At 37.3% G+C, this 15827-nt stretch carries 10 protein-coding genes; 5 read left to right on the top strand and 5 right to left on the bottom strand.

What is annotated here, in order from left to right; translation table 11 throughout:
- The first annotated feature begins 208 nt into the window (after positions 1 to 208).
- The 4 genes from pdhR (at position 209) to lpdA (ending at position 6983) form a co-directional block, all read left to right on the top strand.
- Positions 209 to 955 carry a pyruvate dehydrogenase complex transcriptional repressor PdhR gene (gene pdhR, locus ACE1OF_RS03680; protein ID WP_448893002.1) on the top strand — a complete coding sequence of 249 codons (747 nt, stop codon included), beginning with the start codon at positions 209 to 211 and terminating at the stop codon, positions 953 to 955.
- A gap of 123 nt (positions 956 to 1078) precedes the next feature.
- Entirely contained in the window at positions 1079 to 3760 is a 2682-nt protein-coding gene (gene aceE, locus ACE1OF_RS03675; protein WP_448892885.1) for a pyruvate dehydrogenase (acetyl-transferring), homodimeric type, read from the top strand.
- Positions 3761 to 3785: 25 nt separating this feature from the next.
- Positions 3786 to 5450, top strand: coding sequence for a dihydrolipoyllysine-residue acetyltransferase (gene aceF, locus ACE1OF_RS03670; protein WP_448892884.1), 1665 nt, complete (start codon positions 3786 to 3788; stop codon positions 5448 to 5450).
- Between the two features lie 99 nt (positions 5451 to 5549).
- A complete protein-coding gene (gene lpdA, locus ACE1OF_RS03665) occupies positions 5550 to 6983 on the top strand; it encodes a dihydrolipoyl dehydrogenase (RefSeq protein WP_448892883.1) in 1434 nt (477 codons plus the stop codon).
- A 111-nt stretch (positions 6984 to 7094) separates the two neighbouring features.
- Here the strand turns inward: lpdA and ACE1OF_RS03660 are convergent, their stop codons facing one another.
- From ACE1OF_RS03660 to ACE1OF_RS03640, 5 genes are all read right to left on the bottom strand, one after another.
- Entirely contained in the window at positions 7095 to 8300 is a 1206-nt protein-coding gene (locus tag ACE1OF_RS03660) for an alginate export family protein (RefSeq protein WP_448892882.1), read from the bottom strand.
- Between the two features lie 92 nt (positions 8301 to 8392).
- Positions 8393 to 9208 carry an ABC transporter ATP-binding protein gene (locus ACE1OF_RS03655; RefSeq protein ID WP_448893001.1) on the bottom strand — a complete coding sequence of 272 codons (816 nt, stop codon included), beginning with the start codon at positions 9206 to 9208 and terminating at the stop codon, positions 8393 to 8395.
- Positions 9209 to 9280: 72 nt separating this feature from the next.
- A complete protein-coding gene (locus tag ACE1OF_RS03650) occupies positions 9281 to 10228 on the bottom strand; it encodes an ABC transporter permease (RefSeq protein WP_448893000.1) in 948 nt (315 codons plus the stop codon).
- Positions 10229 to 10375: 147 nt separating this feature from the next.
- The gene (locus tag ACE1OF_RS03645; protein WP_448892881.1) at positions 10376 to 11761 is read right to left on the bottom strand and encodes a CmpA/NrtA family ABC transporter substrate-binding protein; all 1386 of its coding nucleotides are present in this window, start codon (positions 11759 to 11761) and stop codon (positions 10376 to 10378) included.
- Between the two features lie 336 nt (positions 11762 to 12097).
- Complete coding sequence (locus ACE1OF_RS03640; protein WP_448892880.1) at positions 12098 to 12769, bottom strand: ANTAR domain-containing response regulator; 672 nt, start codon at positions 12767 to 12769, stop codon at positions 12098 to 12100.
- A gap of 316 nt (positions 12770 to 13085) precedes the next feature.
- Between ACE1OF_RS03640 and pepN the strand changes: the two genes are divergently transcribed.
- The gene (gene pepN / locus ACE1OF_RS03635; protein ID WP_448892879.1) at positions 13086 to 15797 is read left to right on the top strand and encodes an aminopeptidase N; all 2712 of its coding nucleotides are present in this window, start codon (positions 13086 to 13088) and stop codon (positions 15795 to 15797) included.
- The last annotated feature ends 30 nt before the right edge of the window (positions 15798 to 15827 follow it).

Below are 15827 nucleotides of genomic sequence, written 5' to 3'. Positions count from 1 at the left end.
AATATTTTCAGCTTTTATTTAAAAACTTCCTTGCTTTACTACACCACTTCAACTAAATTACGTTGCAATTATAGTGTTTATTTGCTATTTTTTTGTCTGAAACACAAATGGTAATACCAATTTACCAAGGATTTTCAAGCATCATTTAATGATAAAATAACAATAAAATGAACACTACATAGTGGATTAATTATTAATGACACAATTATTGAATAAACAGCTAAAACCTCAAAAACTTTCTGACATTATCTTAGTACAGTTAGAGAATATGATTATTGAAGGCAGTTTACAGCCAGGCGAAAAATTATTGCCTGAACGTGAGTTAGCCAAAAAATTTGAAGTGTCTAGGCCTTCACTTAGAGAAGCCGTACAAAAACTAGAAGCTAAAGGCTTGGTTACTCGCAAGCAAGGAGGAGGCACCTTTGTAACAAAAGCCATAATGAAATCATTTTCAGATCCTTTATTCGATTTGATGGCGACAAGTAACGAATCGCAATTTGATTTATTAGAGTTCCGCCATGGTATTGAAGGTATGGCTTCATTCTATGCAGCGATGCGCGGAACCACTGCAGATTTTGAACAAATTCAAGCCAAGCATGAACACATTGGTAATTGCCAATTGGAAGATGATTTTCGTTTAGAAGCAAGCGCCGTATATGAATTTTATGTCGCTATTTGTGCAGCGTCACATAACGCGATGATATTACATACGGCTCGTAGCATGGCGGCATTATTGACAGACAATATAGAACAGAACTTAACTATATTAGCAAAACGCCCAGATATCTTTAGTAAGATTACAGATTATAGAAAAAATTTGCTCGACGCTATTCTTAGCGGACAGCCGAAAAAAGCTTGGGGTGCAAGTCATCGCCACTTAGCTTTTATTGAGGAAGTGTTATTAAAACTAACTCAGGAAAATAGCCGTATGGAACGTTCCATGCGAAGAATGTAAAGATTGTAGGTTAAACGAGTTTCGAATTACCAACTATCGATTGTAAGCGCAGAGTTTATAAATTATTTAACTCGCTACTTACAACTAAAGAATATAAACAAATACTATTGGAGACAACACAATATGTCAGATCTACCAAACATTGATATTGATTCATTAGAAACCCAAGAATGGTTAGAATCAATGGAATCAGTACTAGAAAACGAAGGGCCAGAACGCGCTCATTTTCTACTTGAGGCATTAATTGAGCGTGCTCGTCGCGGCGGCACACATTTACCTTTTGAAGCGACAACGTCATACATTAATACAATTCCACCAGGTCAAGAGCCACATATGCCTGCTGACCAAACTATTGAATCACGTATTCGTGCGGCAATTCGTTGGAATGCTTTAGCTTTAGTTTTACGCGCCTCTAAAAAAGATCTAGAACTTGGTGGACATATTGGTAGTTTTGCCTCTTCTTCTACACTTTATGATGTCGGTTTTAATCACTTCTTTAAAGCAGCAACTAACAAAGATGGCGGCGACTTTATTTTCGCCCAAGGTCATATTTCACCTGGTATTTATGCTCGCTCTTTCCTTGAAGGTAGATTAACTGAAGAGCAAATGGCGAACTTCCGTCAAGAATGTGAAGGCAAAGGTTTATCATCTTACCCTCATCCTCATTTAATGAAAGATTATTGGCAGTTCCCAACAGTTTCTATGGGCTTAGGTCCACTTCAAGCTATTTACACAGCGCGTTTCTTAAAATACTTAACTAATCGAGGCATTAAAGACTGTTCAGGACAGCGTGTATACTGTTTCTTAGGTGACGGTGAAACAGATGAGCCTGAATCATTAGGCGCTATTGGTTTAGCTTCGCGTGAAGGCTTAGATAACTTAACCTTTATTATTAACTGTAATTTACAGCGTTTAGATGGCCCTGTTCGTGGTAATGGTAAAATTATTCAAGAGCTTGAAGGCACATTCCGTGGCGCTGGCTGGGAAGTGGTAAAAGTTATTTGGGGCAGCTACTGGGATCAATTACTTGCCCGTGATACCTCAGGCAAATTATTGCAATTAATGAATGAAACGGTCGATGGTGAATATCAAAACTGTAAAGCCAAAGGCGGTAAATACACACGCGAAAAATTCTTCAATAAATACCCTGAAACAGAAGCAATGGTTGCCAATATGTCAGACAAAGATATATGGCGTTTAAACCGTGGTGGTCATGACCCTGTAAAAGTGTATGCTGCCTATCAAAAAGCTATGGACACTAAAGGTCGTCCAACCGTTATTCTCGCAAAAACCGTTAAAGGCTTCGGCTTAGGCGCCTCAGGTGAAGCCTTAAACATCGCCCATAATGTTAAAAAGATGGATATTGAATCAATTAAACATTACCGCGATCGTTTTAATATTCCTATCAGTGATGAAGATATTGGTGATTTGCCGTTTTTCCAATTTCCAAAAGACAGCGAAGAATACAAATACATGATGGCTCGTCGTGAAGCGTTAGGTGGATCTTTACCTGCACGTCGTAAACAACCAGAAGAAACGCTTGAGATACCGCCATTAAAATCTTTTGAAGCAATTACCAAAGGTTCAGGGGATCGAGAAGTATCATCTACAATGACTTTTGTACGTGTATTAAATGCACTGATCAAAGATAAAAAAATTGGCAAGCGCATTGTGCCAATTATTCCTGATGAAGCGCGTACTTTCGGTATGGAAGGCTTATTCCGTCAAGTAGGTATTTATGCCAACGAAGGTCAAAAATATGTCCCTCAAGATGCTGACCAAGTTGCTTATTACCGCGAAGATAAAAAAGGACAAGTACTACAAGAAGGTATTAATGAATTAGGTGCTATGGCTTCATGGGTTGCTGCTGGTACCTCTTATTCTACATGTAATGCAACCACTATCCCATTCTATGTTTATTACTCAATGTTCGGTTTCCAACGTGTAGGTGATTTAGCATGGGCAGCTGGTGATAGCCAAGCCCGTGGGTTCTTGCTAGGTGCAACAGCTGGTAGAACAACGCTTAATGGTGAAGGTCTACAACATCAAGATGGTCATTCTCATATACAAGCAGGCCTTATTCCAAACTGTGTTACTTATGATCCAACCTATGGTTATGAAATTGCCGTTATCGTTCGTGATGGTCTACGTCGCATGTATGAAGAAAATGAAAATGTTTTCTATTACATGACATTAATGAATGAAAATTACCAACACCCTGCAATGCCTGACACTAAAGATATTAGTGATCAAATCATTAAAGGTATTTACCAATTAGAGCAAGTGCCTGCTAAAGCTAAAAAAGCAGTGGCAAACGTGCAGTTAATGGGTTCTGGTACCATTTTGCAAAAAGTACGTCAAGCAGCGCAAATTCTTGCTAATGACTTCAATATTTCAAGTGATGTTTATTCAGTTACTTCATTTAACGAACTAGCGCGTGAAGGGCAAGATGTAACACGTTGGAACATGCTTCATCCTGAAAGCAAACAAAAAACACCATACATCAGTAATGTTATAACGAAAGAAGCTGGCCCTGCTATTGCCGCGACTGATTACATTAAAAATTATTCAGATCAAGTACGCGCGTACATAAACACAGAATACCGTGTATTAGGCACAGACGGTTTTGGTCGCAGTGATAGCCGTGATAATTTACGTCAACATTTTGAGGTTGACCAACATTATATTGTGGTTGCTGCGTTGTTTGAATTAGCTAATCGTGGTGATATTAAACACAGTGTTGTTAGTGAAGCGATTAAACGCTTCAATATTAACAGCGAAAAACTTAACCCACTTTACGCTTAATTTGTGACTAGAGAAGGAAAATAAAATGTCTAATGAAAAAATTCTAGTTCCCGATGTTGGCGGCGAAGAAGTTGAAATCATAGAAATTTGTGTCGCTGTTGGCGACGCTCTTGAAGCTGACGAAGGTATTGTTACGGTTGAAACCGATAAAGCATCTATGGATATACCAGCACCTTTTGCTGGCACTTTACTTAGTTTATCTGTTGCTGTTGGCGATAAAATAAAAGAAGGCGATGTCATTGGTGAAATCAGTGCTGGTGAGTCTACAAGCACTGATGAAGCACCAGCAACTGAAGAAGCAGCTCCTGTAGAAGCACCTGTTGCTGAGCCAACGCCGGCACCTGTTGCTGAAGTGGCTGCTCCTGCCCCAGTAGCAGCGACAACTACGTCTTCGATAATTGAAATTGCCGTACCTGATATTGGTGAAGACGGTGAAGTTGACGTAATCGAAGTGCTCGTTAGTGTAGGTGATACCATTGAAGAAGAAGATGGTTTAATCACACTCGAAACAGATAAAGCCACCATGGACGTACCTTCAACACATGCGGGTACAGTTAAAGAAGTCTTTATTAATGTGGGCGACAAAGTTAAACAAGGCAGTGTTGTTATTAAGCTTGAAACATCAAGTGGCGTAGCTACTGATACTTCACCAACAGCGGCTCCTGCAGCACCAGTTGAAGCACCAGCTAAAGTTGCTCCTACAACAGCCCCAGCTAGTTCACCCGTTCCGCATCATCCACAAGCAGGTACAAGTAAAAAAGGAACTATTTATAGCTCTCCTTCTATTCGCCGTATTGCCCGTGAGTTTGGTGTTGATTTAACCCAAGTAAAAGGCAGTGGTAACAAAGGTCGTATTTTAAAAGAAGATGTACAGTCTTATGTTAAATATGAACTTTCTCGACCTAAAGCCAATGCGGGTAGCTCTGTTGCATCAGGTGAAGGTGGCTTACAAGTTGTCAGTGCCAAAGCGATTGATTTCGCTAAATTTGGTGAGATTGAAACAAAACCATTGTCACGTATTCAGAAAATATCTGGGCCATTCTTACACCGTAACTGGGTGACTATCCCTCATGTTACTCAGTTTGATGAAGCAGATATCACCAATGTTGAAGCATTTCGTAAAGAACAAAATGTAGTTTGTGAAAAACAAAAACTTGGTTTTAAAATCACACCATTAGTCTTTATTTTAAAAGCGGTAGCAGATGCTTTACGTGCTTACCCAACGTTTAACTCTAGCTTAAGTGAGGATGGCGAAAGCTTAATATTGAAAAAATACATTCACATAGGCGTTGCAGTTGATACCCCAAATGGTTTAGTTGTACCAGTTGTGCGTGATGTGGATAAAAAAGGTATTCATGAGCTATCTCGCGAATTACTCGACATAAGCATTAAAGCCCGCGAAGGTAAGTTAAAAGCGGCTGATATGCAAGGTGGTTGTTTTACTATTTCAAGCCTTGGTGGCATTGGTGGAACAGCATTTACCCCAATTGTTAACGCCCCTGAAGTGGCTATTTTAGGTGTATCTAAATCTGAAATAAAACCGAAATGGAATGGTAAAGATTTTGAACCTAAGTTAATGTTACCATTGTCAATGTCTTACGACCATCGTGTTATTGACGGTGCGCTAGCTGCACGTTTTACCGTGCATTTAGCCAGCGTAATGTCCGATATTCGTAAATTAATACTTTAGTCAGAATTTAACAATTATTATTGGCGAAATTCACTGGATCAGCGTAGAATTTCGCCATCAATATTTTCAACCAAATAAATAAGGTTAATAAGGGAAATTATGAGTGATATTCAAACTCAAGTTGTGGTTTTAGGTGCTGGCCCTGGTGGTTATTCAGCAGCATTTCGTGCAGCAGATTTAGGCTTAGATGTCGTATTAGTAGAGAAATATGATTCTTTAGGTGGTGTTTGTTTAAATGTTGGATGTATTCCATCAAAAGCATTACTTCACGTTGCTAAAGTCATTGATGATGCTAAAGATATGGCAGCCCACGGTGTTACTTTTGGTAAGCCTGAAATTGATTTAGAAAAAATTCGTCAATGGAAAGACAAAGATGTTGTTGGCAAATTAACGCAGGGTATTAGCGGTATGGCCAAAATGCGTAAAGTTAAAACAGTCACTGGGTTCGGTAAATTTACATCAGACAAAACAATTGAAGTTGAAGGCACTGATGGTAAAACAACGATCACTTTTGACAATGCAATTATTGCTTGTGGCTCTTCTGTTGTTGACCTACCTTTCATCCCTACTGAAGATCCTCGCGTTATCGACTCTACAGGTGCCCTTGAACTGAAAGATGTTCCTGCCGAAATGTTAGTTTTAGGTGGTGGTATTATTGGTTTAGAAATGGGCACAGTGTATAGCTCATTAGGCTCTAATGTATCAGTGGTTGAATTTGCTGACCAATTAGTACCAGCGGCTGATACAGATATTGTGAAAATATACACTAAATATAATAAACCACGTTTCAAATCAGTGATGCTGTCAACTAAAGTGGTTGCAGTTGATGCTAAAGATGATGGTTTGTATGTAACGTTTGAAGGTAAAAATGCACCTGCAGAACAAGTACGTTATGACAAAATTTTAGTGGCTGTTGGTCGTAAACCCAATGGTCATTTAGTTGCTGCGGATAAAGCCGGCGTAAATGTTGATGAGCGTGGTTTTATCAATGTATCTAAAGAAATGCGTACTAATGTTCCTCATATTTTCGCTATTGGTGATGTTGTAGGACAACCTATGCTTGCACATAAAGCCGTGCATGAAGCACATTGTGCTGCTGAAGTGATTGCAGGTAAAAAGCATGAGTTTGATCCTCGCTGTATTCCTTCTATCGCTTATACTGATCCAGAAATGGCTTGGGTTGGTGTTACTGAACGCGAAGCAAAAGAACAAGGCTTGAACATTGAAGCTGTAAACTTCCCTTGGGCTGCATCAGGTAGAGCAATCGCTTCTGCTCGTACTGAAGGTAAAACAAAGCTTATTTTTGAAAAAGACAGTGGCCGTATCCTTGGTGGTGCCATTGTTGGTATCAATGCAGGTGAATTACTAGGTGAAATCTGTTTAGCTGTTGAAATGGGTGCCGATGCTGAAGATATTGGTTTAACTATTCATGCACACCCAACATTGCATGAATCAGTTGGTTTAGCCGCAGAAATTTTTGAAGGCTCAATTACCGATTTACCTAACGCTAAAGCTGTGAAAAAGAAAAAGTAAACAAAAGATTAAGAACCCAATAATTTAATGCTAAGCCATTAAATATTAATGTTTTAAATACTAAAAAGCCAGCAATTAATCGCTGGCTTTTTTATGAAGCCAAGTTTATTTTTAAAACTTCACTGTACCCCATAACCATATTTTGTCTGTATCAACTTTCCCTGCTGTTAAATCACCTGCAAAGTATGATGCGAATTTAATACCTGCTGAATAATTTTTACTGAAACTTTTAGTATATACTGCATCCACTTCAGAACCTAAATCATCAACCGTAGCCGATGCTTTATCAGCATCAAATTTATGATAAATAACCGACCACTTACCGCCTGCAACTTTACCACCAATACTCGCGTACATATCAGCTAAACCTTCTTTTGGTGTTGCTAAGAATTGATCTGTCCAACCATTAAATTTATGTAATGTTGCTAAGGGTGTAGAAAAACCAAACATACCATCATCTGATCCCAGTAATTCATATCCAGCTTTAATAGTAATACCAGAAAACGATGTACCTAACTCTGCAGCTAAATAATCAGCACTGTAAGAATCAGTGGCACTATCAGAGTCTTGCGTTGCATATTCTAATTTATATGAAATTGTTTGCTCACCAACATCAGCCATACCATTTAAACTTAAACCATAAGTATCAAGCCCATTTTCAACATCATTATCTACTTCTAATAAGTAACTATAAGCAGCTATTTTACCAATAGCTGTTTTATATGACACATTAAGTAAATGATCTTTAGAATCAATATCATTTCCTTGGGCAAAAATTCTATTTCGCTTGGTGATATAGCCATACTCAAGGCTTAGCTCATCAATAGGTTGATACACAAAAGTTATTCCATCAAAAGTTTGCCTATCTTGACGCCAACCTACGTGTCCTACAAATCGGTGATTATCTTTAGTAATCACTTGGCGTCCAGCCTTCATTGTTAATAATTTATTTTTGTACTGTAATACAAACTGATCTAACTCAGTAGTTTCAGGATCTGCTATCACCGAGTAGGCTCCATTTTTCCCTAAAGTATTATTATAATCATCAATACCAAGTACATTACGTGAATCTTCAAATTCTACCAATGAAGAAAAACCCTTAAAGCTGTCTGTAATGTAGGTAACTCTGGTTCGTAATGTCAATGCATCGGCATCTTTAAGAGCATTATCTTGTGAAACATTTTCATAACGTAAATTCAAATTTGCACTCATTTTACCATTAATTAATGCCTCAGTAATTGAATCAGCCATTGCTACTGAAGCACTACTTGTCAATAAAATAGTAGATAGATATAGCGCGTTCTTCGAAGGTTTCATGTATTTATTTCCTCTTATTTTCTTAGTTACGTTTGTTTTAATTTTTTATATTTTCATGTATTAGTTTTACTTTAGACTTAAGTAACAAAGAGTTACGACTCATTAACCGCCTGCTTTACTATTGTTTTTTTTGCCGTAGGTTTTTCAGAGATATTTTCTACTTTTCGTTGTTTTTCGTATAGAAAAGTTAATACTTCAGAGCGTAGGCGGTTATATACAATATCTTTAGCTAGCGATAACCGATTACGCGGTCGTTCTAGGTTTACCTCTAAAATTTCACCCACCGTTGCTTCAGGCCCATTAGTCATCATCACAATACGATCAGAGAGTAAAACTGCTTCATCAACATCATGAGTGATCATAATCACGGTGTTGTTTAATTCATTTTGGATCTCCATTAAGGAGTCTTGCATGTGTGCGCGAGTTAATGCATCGAGGGCACCAAAAGGTTCGTCCATTAATAACACTTCTGGCTGCATTGCTAAAGCACGTGCAATACCTACACGCTGCTTCATGCCTCCTGAAATTTCATCTGGTCGTTTATGCATAGCATGATCCATATGAACCAGTGTTAAGTTATATTCAATCCATTCTTTCATCTCAGCTTTTGACATGGTTTTGTTAAAAACTTGTTTAACTGCAAGTTCGACATTTTGAAAAGACGTTAACCAAGGCAATAAAGAGTGATTCTGGAAAACAACTGCGCGTTCAGGTCCTGGTTTATTCACTTCTTTATTTTTTAGTAATACGCCTCCCTTTGTTGCTTGGTAAAGCCCTGCAACAATATTCAGCACTGTTGATTTACCGCAACCTGAATGACCAATAAGGGATATAAACTCCCCTTTATCTATTTGTAAATCGACTGATTTTAGTGCGGTAAAACTGCCTGTATCAGTAGGGAAAGCCATATCTATTTGACTAATATTTAAAAATGGATTCTCTTTGCTGTCAGTTATTATTGGTGAATTCATAATTTTTCCTTAAGCGTTTACGCTGGTTTTATCCCAAGATACTTTGCGTTGTATAGCTAACATCAACCGATCTAATAAAAAACCTATAAAACCGATAACAATAACTGCGGCCATAATTCTTGCCAGTGAGTCTGAACTACCGTTTTGAAACTCATCCCACACAAACTTACCCAAACCAGGGTTTTGCGCCAACATTTCTGCAGCAATTAACACCATCCAAGCGACACCAAAAGACAAACGCATGCCAGTAAATATCATGGGGATCGATGCTGGCAACACTATTTTTTTAATATGTGTAAAAGTCGGTAAACGTAAAACCTTACTTACATTGAGTAAATCATTGTCTATTGATGAAACACCAATTGAGGTATTAATGACCATCGGCCATAAACTACAAAGACTAACTGTGATCATTGAGGTTAAAAAGGATTTAGACACCATAGGATCATCCGAGACATACATTGCACTAACAATCATGGTAACTAACGGTAACCATGCCAAAGGTGAGACAGGTTTAAAAATTTGCACTATCGGATTAAAGGCTGAATTTAAGCGTTGACTTAACCCCATCCAAATACCTAATGGGATAGCAATGAGAGCAGCAACTAAAAAGCCAGTGGTTACGGTGATCAAACTTGTAAAGATTTGGTCAACAAACGTTTCTTTGCCCGTGTACGCTCTAATTTTTGGGACATAATCAGGATTTTTTTCTATTTTTGCCGCATTGCGTTTAACTTGGCGCTCATAAAATGCACTGGCTTTCTCTCGTTCTGTGATATGTTCATCGTACAAATTAGAGAATTGTTCAACAACAGCCCTAGGACCAGGAAATTCACCTAACGAGGTATTGATATTTTGCGCTGTAATTGACCATAAAAATAAAAATATTGAAATGCCTACAATGGGCAATAACAATGCATCTGAAATTTTACTGACAATTTTCATCTTGGTTTTCATTACTCTCTCAAAAGTTGTTGATTTGTGAATGTGTATTGCTGTTGAACTCATAAATTTATTCCTTTATCGATATGTTAATGTGTATATCCAAACTGGCTATTAATGGGAGTTTTCCGCATCTTCAACAGTATGAATATAAATATCGTTTTAAAGTTTTTGCCCTTGTTTAAGACCAATTTTGAATTTTTCTAAATAAGCATTTGGTTGACTTCCATCGTAAACAATATCGTCAATAAAGTGTTTTTGTGGTGCTTTAAAACCTGTTTCTTTTTCAAAATTAGGAAATTCACTTGCTGAAATTATCTTATCAGCGATAAGCGACTTTGCTGCTTTAGTGTAGATATCAGGACGATATACTTTTGCAGCCAGCTCTTTGTACCATTGGTCACTTTTATCATCAGAGATTTGCCCCCAACGACGCATTTGCGTTAAATACCAAATAGCATCAGAGTAATACGGGTATGTTGCGTTATATCTAAAAAACACATTGAAGTCCGGTACAGCACGTTTATCACCTTTTTCATATTCAAAAGTACCTGTCATTGAATTAGCAATAACATCATAATCTGCACCTACGTAGTTTGATTGCGAAAGAATTTTTACAGCAGCAGGACGGTTTGCATTATTGTTTTCATCTAACCATTTGGCAGCTCGTATTAATGCACGTGTTAAACGAATAGTGGTGTTTGGGTATTTTTCGGCAAACTTCGCGGTTATGCCAAAAACTTTCTCTGGGTTATCTTTCCAAATTTCATAGTCGGTAACTACTGGCACGCCTATATTTTTAAATACCGCTTGTTGGTTCCATGGTTCTCCAACACAGTAACCATGAATTGTTCCTGCCTCCATCGTTGATGGCATTTGTGGTGGAGGGGTTACTGATAACAATGCTTGTGCATCAATTTGTCCTGACGTATCACCTTTGTGAGGCGCATAATAACCAGGATGTATACCGCCTGCTGCCAACCAATACCGTAACTCATAGTTATGAGTGGAAACAGGAAATACCATACCCATTTTAAATGGCTTTCCAGCTGATTTTAATGCTTCAATAACAGGTTTTAACGTATCTGCTTTAATAGGGTGGACAGGCCTGCCATCAGCCATTTTAGGAATACCTGGCTTCATTTTCTCCCAAATATCATTGGATACCGTAATAGCATTCCCATTTAAATCCATGGAAAATGGCGTAATGATATCTGCTTGAGTACCATATCCCAAGGTTGCGGCGATGGGTTGACCAGCAAGCATATGTGCGCCATCTAATGAGCCATCAATAACACCATTTAAGAGGACTTTCCAGTTCGCTTGCGCTTCGATAGTGACATATAACCCCTCATCTTCGAAATATCCATTTTCATAAGCGATGGCAATAGGAGCCATATCAGTTAGTTTAATAAAGCCAAATTTCAGCTCATCTTTTTCAGGTTCTCCTAATTCCTCACTAAACACTGTACTAGCCACCAAAAATGAGATGACAGTACAAAGTGAAACGCTTATCAAAGTAGAGGTTATTAATTTGATCCAATTCATTATATGTTCCTTGCGGTATAAATAAAAATTTAAAGATTAAAATAAAAAACGCTCATCAATACTCAACTTATGTAAGTTGAGTATTGATGAGCGCCATTGCTCAACAGATGAAAAATTTAGTTTCTCATCTTTTACAACGCCATTGTTGTAAGTTCAATTTTCAATTTTTATCGCCATTGATAAAAATGTTTTAAGTAAACTATTACCAGTTTATAACTACAAATAAAGCACAAAACACGCCAAAATATAACCCATTGTTTATTATGATAAAAAACCCACCAACATCTATTTAGCCCCTATTAATTGCACAAAAATAATGAACTGCACCACATATGTTCAAATTGTTTTGGTTATATTAGGTGCAGAAAGCAGAGAGCAAACATCAATAATATTCTTGGCGACCATAGCCAAAGTACTTCCTTGATTCATCGCCATTTTTCGTAACGCTTCATACGACTCTTTCTCAGTTAATTGTTTTTGTTCCATTAATAAACCTTTGGCTCGTTCAATTAATTTTCTACTTTCTAGCTGAGTCTTTGCCTGTTTAAGCTCATTTTTTAATGACTCTACGGCTTTAAAACGTTCGTTAGCAACAGAAATAATACTTTTAATTCGTTGAGGATGTATTTCACTCACAATATAAGCGCTTACTCCCGACTTGATGGCTTTTTTAATCACATTAGGAGAGTCATTTTCTGCGAAAATGATAATAGGCAAAGGTAATAATTGATTTACCTCAGACAAAGATCTCAGTATGGAATTACTGGGTAAATCAGTGGCTAATATTAGAATATTAGGGTTATATAGCTCAATTTGCTCGATAATATTATCATTTTGATAGCTGTGTTGAATGACCTGATAACCAAAGTCAACTAACGACCTAGTTAACAATGACTTTTGGTCAACACCTTTTTCAACAAGTAAGATACTTAATTGCTCGTTCAGCGAGCTATTTAATTGATATTTTGTTGTATTACTCTTTCTAACACTTTTTGTAAATATGCTCATATTTTATCAACTTAACGGTTACTTATTTTCCAAAATTCATTTTTCATAAATCATTAGAATACAAAATTCAAGCCAAAGAATTAAAACAATTAATATCAATAAGTTAGACTTAAAGCTCACTTGTTTATAATTTTTTTGCACCAATATTACTACTTAATAAGCCCCTCTTCTCTCCAAATCAGAGCATTATTGCATTGTGCTTACTTCTTTACGCTCAAGCCTTTAGCATTTAAATGTCAATAGGCGTGCTCTTTTCCCTAAAGGCGTTCTGATTTATAATTCATTAAAATTTACAAAGCTCATATTGAGACTACTCTTGAAAAATTTACGTAAAAACTTAACTCTGCAAATAATTACAATAATAATATCGGTATCATTATTAAGTGGTTGCCAATCATCAATAAATGAAGCAAATAACAGTAATAATCAAACATCTGCACTAACATCAACGCCTTTATCTCCTAGAGTAGAAAACCAATACCTAAGTCAAACGCGAGCATTTAAACGTTCTGAACGTGTGTCTAACGTAAATTATCAATTGAGCTTCAACTTAACAGGCCAAGAAAATTTTACGGCAACATCTACTATTAATTTTAATTTATCAGATAATAAAACACCTTTGACAGTCGATTTAAATAAGGCAGAAATAACAAATTTAATCATTAATGGTAAAACAGTAACTGAACCAAACCTCAACCAAAACTATAACGGCTGGTTTATTACTTTACCTGCTCAGCAGCTAAAGCAAGGTTCTAATAAAGTTTCGGTTAGTTTTACACGTAAACACAACACTAATGGCGAAGGTTTACATCGTTTTAAAGATCCAGTTGATGGCAAAGTGTATCTTTATTCCCATTTTGAACCTGCTGCTGCGCAACAAATGTTTGCCCTATTTGACCAACCTGATCTTAAAGCGACTTATGAGCTAACAGTGTCTGCACCAAAAGATTGGACCGTATTTTCAGCAACCAGAGAAACCAAAACAACACCACAAGGCGAATTTACCCTTTGGCAGTTTCCAAAAACCTTAATCTTGAGTCCTTATAATTTCTCTATGCATGCTGGTCCGTACACAATGTGGCAAGACAATAGCGGCAAATATCCACTGCGTTTATTTGCCCGTCAATCTGTTGCAGATCAAATCACACCAGAACACTGGTTTACCTATACCAAACAAGGCTTTGAGTTTTTTGATGAATATTTTGGAATCAACTATCCCTTTAAGAAATATGATCAAGTATTAGTACCTGATTTTTTATATGGTGCAATGGAGAATTCTGCTGCGGTTACTTTCGCTGAAAAAAGTTTTTTAACCAACGGCGAAATGAGCCAAAGCCGCCGTCAAAGGCTTGCCAGTGTTATAATGCATGAAATGGCACACCAATGGTTTGGTAATTTAGCCACCATGAAGTGGTGGAATGGTTTATGGTTAAATGAAAGTTTTGCAGCATTTATGGCAACCCTTGCCACAAGTGAAGCAACTGAGTTTAACAACGCTTGGCGTAGTTTTTATGCTGGTGGTAAACAAGCCGCCTATAGTGCTGATCAACAAGTCACAACGCATCCAATTGAAGTTCCCGTACCATCAACAGCAAATGCCTTTGATAATATTGATGCAATAACTTATTCCAAAGGCGCTTCGGTACTAAACCAATTGCGTCACTTATTAGGTGAAAAAATCTTCCAGCAAGGTATTCATAACTACTTAAAAGACAACGCCTATAAAAATGCTATTCTCGATGATTTTATCAACAGTTTAGCTAAAACGAGTGGTAAAGATTTAAGCCAATGGCAACAAGACTGGTTATATCAAGCTGGTGTAAATACTATCGAAGCTAACTATCAATGTGAACAAGGTATAATAACTTCATTTGAACTATTACAGTCAGCTGATGACAACCAACCAACATTACGTGAACAAAAAATACAATTAGCACTTTTTAATGCCACTCACCCTGGTTTTAAATTAACCAATAAAATGGCCGTAATCTATAATGGTTCAAACACACCAGTGCATGAGTTAATTGGCGCTGCTTGTCCTGATTTAGTTTACCCTAATTACCAAGATTGGGCGTTTGTTAAAGTTAATTTAGATAAACGATCGTTTGCCACCACCCAAAAAGCGTTAGCACAAATTGAAAACCCTTTACTACGTTCAATGCTTTGGCAAAGCTTATGGGATAGTGTTCTTGATGGAAAACTACCTTTAAATAAATATTTATCCGTAGCATTAGCCAACGTTCCTCTTGAGCAAGATTACACCACCTTAGGGCAAGTGCTTGATCAGTTAACCGCTGCTAACGCTTATTTAAATAAGGGGTTAGGCAGCCAAAATGATTATACAAAAGCTATTGCCTTACAATTAGAAGATATTACGTGGCAAAGTACGTTAGCTAACAGCGACAATAAAAACAAGCAACGTCGTTGGTTTACTAGTTATGTAGCCCTTGCCCACTCGCCTGAGGCATTAGATAACTTATATAAATTACTCACCGCACAACATTCTTTAGAAAACTTATCAATTAACCAAGATGTTCGTTGGGATATTATTGCACAGCTTAGTCGCTTTCAACATGCAAATGCGGTTGAGTTAATCAACCATGAATTAACACTTGATCATTCTGATACGGGTGAAAAAGCAGCTATTTATGCCCGTGTTATTGCCCCTGAATCACAGATAAAATCTGAATGGCTAGCAAAAATTCAACAAAAAAATAGCGAACTTCCTTTTTCTAAATTACGTACTGCAATGACAGCACTTTACCCAAGCGAACAAAATAAACTGAATGAACAAAGCGCCGAACAACGCATAAGCAGTTTAGCAACTATAGATCAAAACAATGGCCCTGTTTTTATGCGCAGCTATAGTAATTTGATTCCTGCAACCTGCAGTGAAGTCAGTGTGGCTAGATTAGAAAAAGCACTCGCTGAATTAACGAGTTTATCCGCTAGCACCCAACGTAACTTACTGATAAAACATCAAGAGGATAAACGCTGTTTGATGATTAAGAATAACTTATCACGCTAACTAGCACGCATAAAGACTAGAACGCGTTAT

It is taken from the genome of Colwellia sp. E150_009 (assembly GCF_053543955.1).
Note: the sequence above shows the minus strand (reverse complement) of the source record. Positions and strands in the feature narration are given on the sequence as shown.

Excerpts from the sequence above, each read along its gene's own strand:
- aceE (WP_448892885.1), top strand. The coding sequence starts at position 1,079 with ATGTCAGATCTACCAAACATTGATATTGATTCATTAGAAACCCAAGAA.
- aceF (WP_448892884.1), top strand. The coding sequence starts at position 3,786 with ATGTCTAATGAAAAAATTCTAGTTCCCGATGTTGGCGGCGAAGAAGTT.
- lpdA (WP_448892883.1), top strand. The coding sequence starts at position 5,550 with ATGAGTGATATTCAAACTCAAGTTGTGGTTTTAGGTGCTGGCCCTGGT.
- ACE1OF_RS03660 (WP_448892882.1), bottom strand. The coding sequence starts at position 8,300 with ATGAAACCTTCGAAGAACGCGCTATATCTATCTACTATTTTATTGACA.
- ACE1OF_RS03655 (WP_448893001.1), bottom strand. The coding sequence starts at position 9,208 with ATGGCTTTCCCTACTGATACAGGCAGTTTTACCGCACTAAAATCAGTC.
- ACE1OF_RS03650 (WP_448893000.1), bottom strand. The coding sequence starts at position 10,228 with ATGAAAACCAAGATGAAAATTGTCAGTAAAATTTCAGATGCATTGTTA.
- ACE1OF_RS03645 (WP_448892881.1), bottom strand. The coding sequence starts at position 11,761 with ATGAATTGGATCAAATTAATAACCTCTACTTTGATAAGCGTTTCACTT.
- ACE1OF_RS03640 (WP_448892880.1), bottom strand. The coding sequence starts at position 12,769 with ATGAGCATATTTACAAAAAGTGTTAGAAAGAGTAATACAACAAAATAT.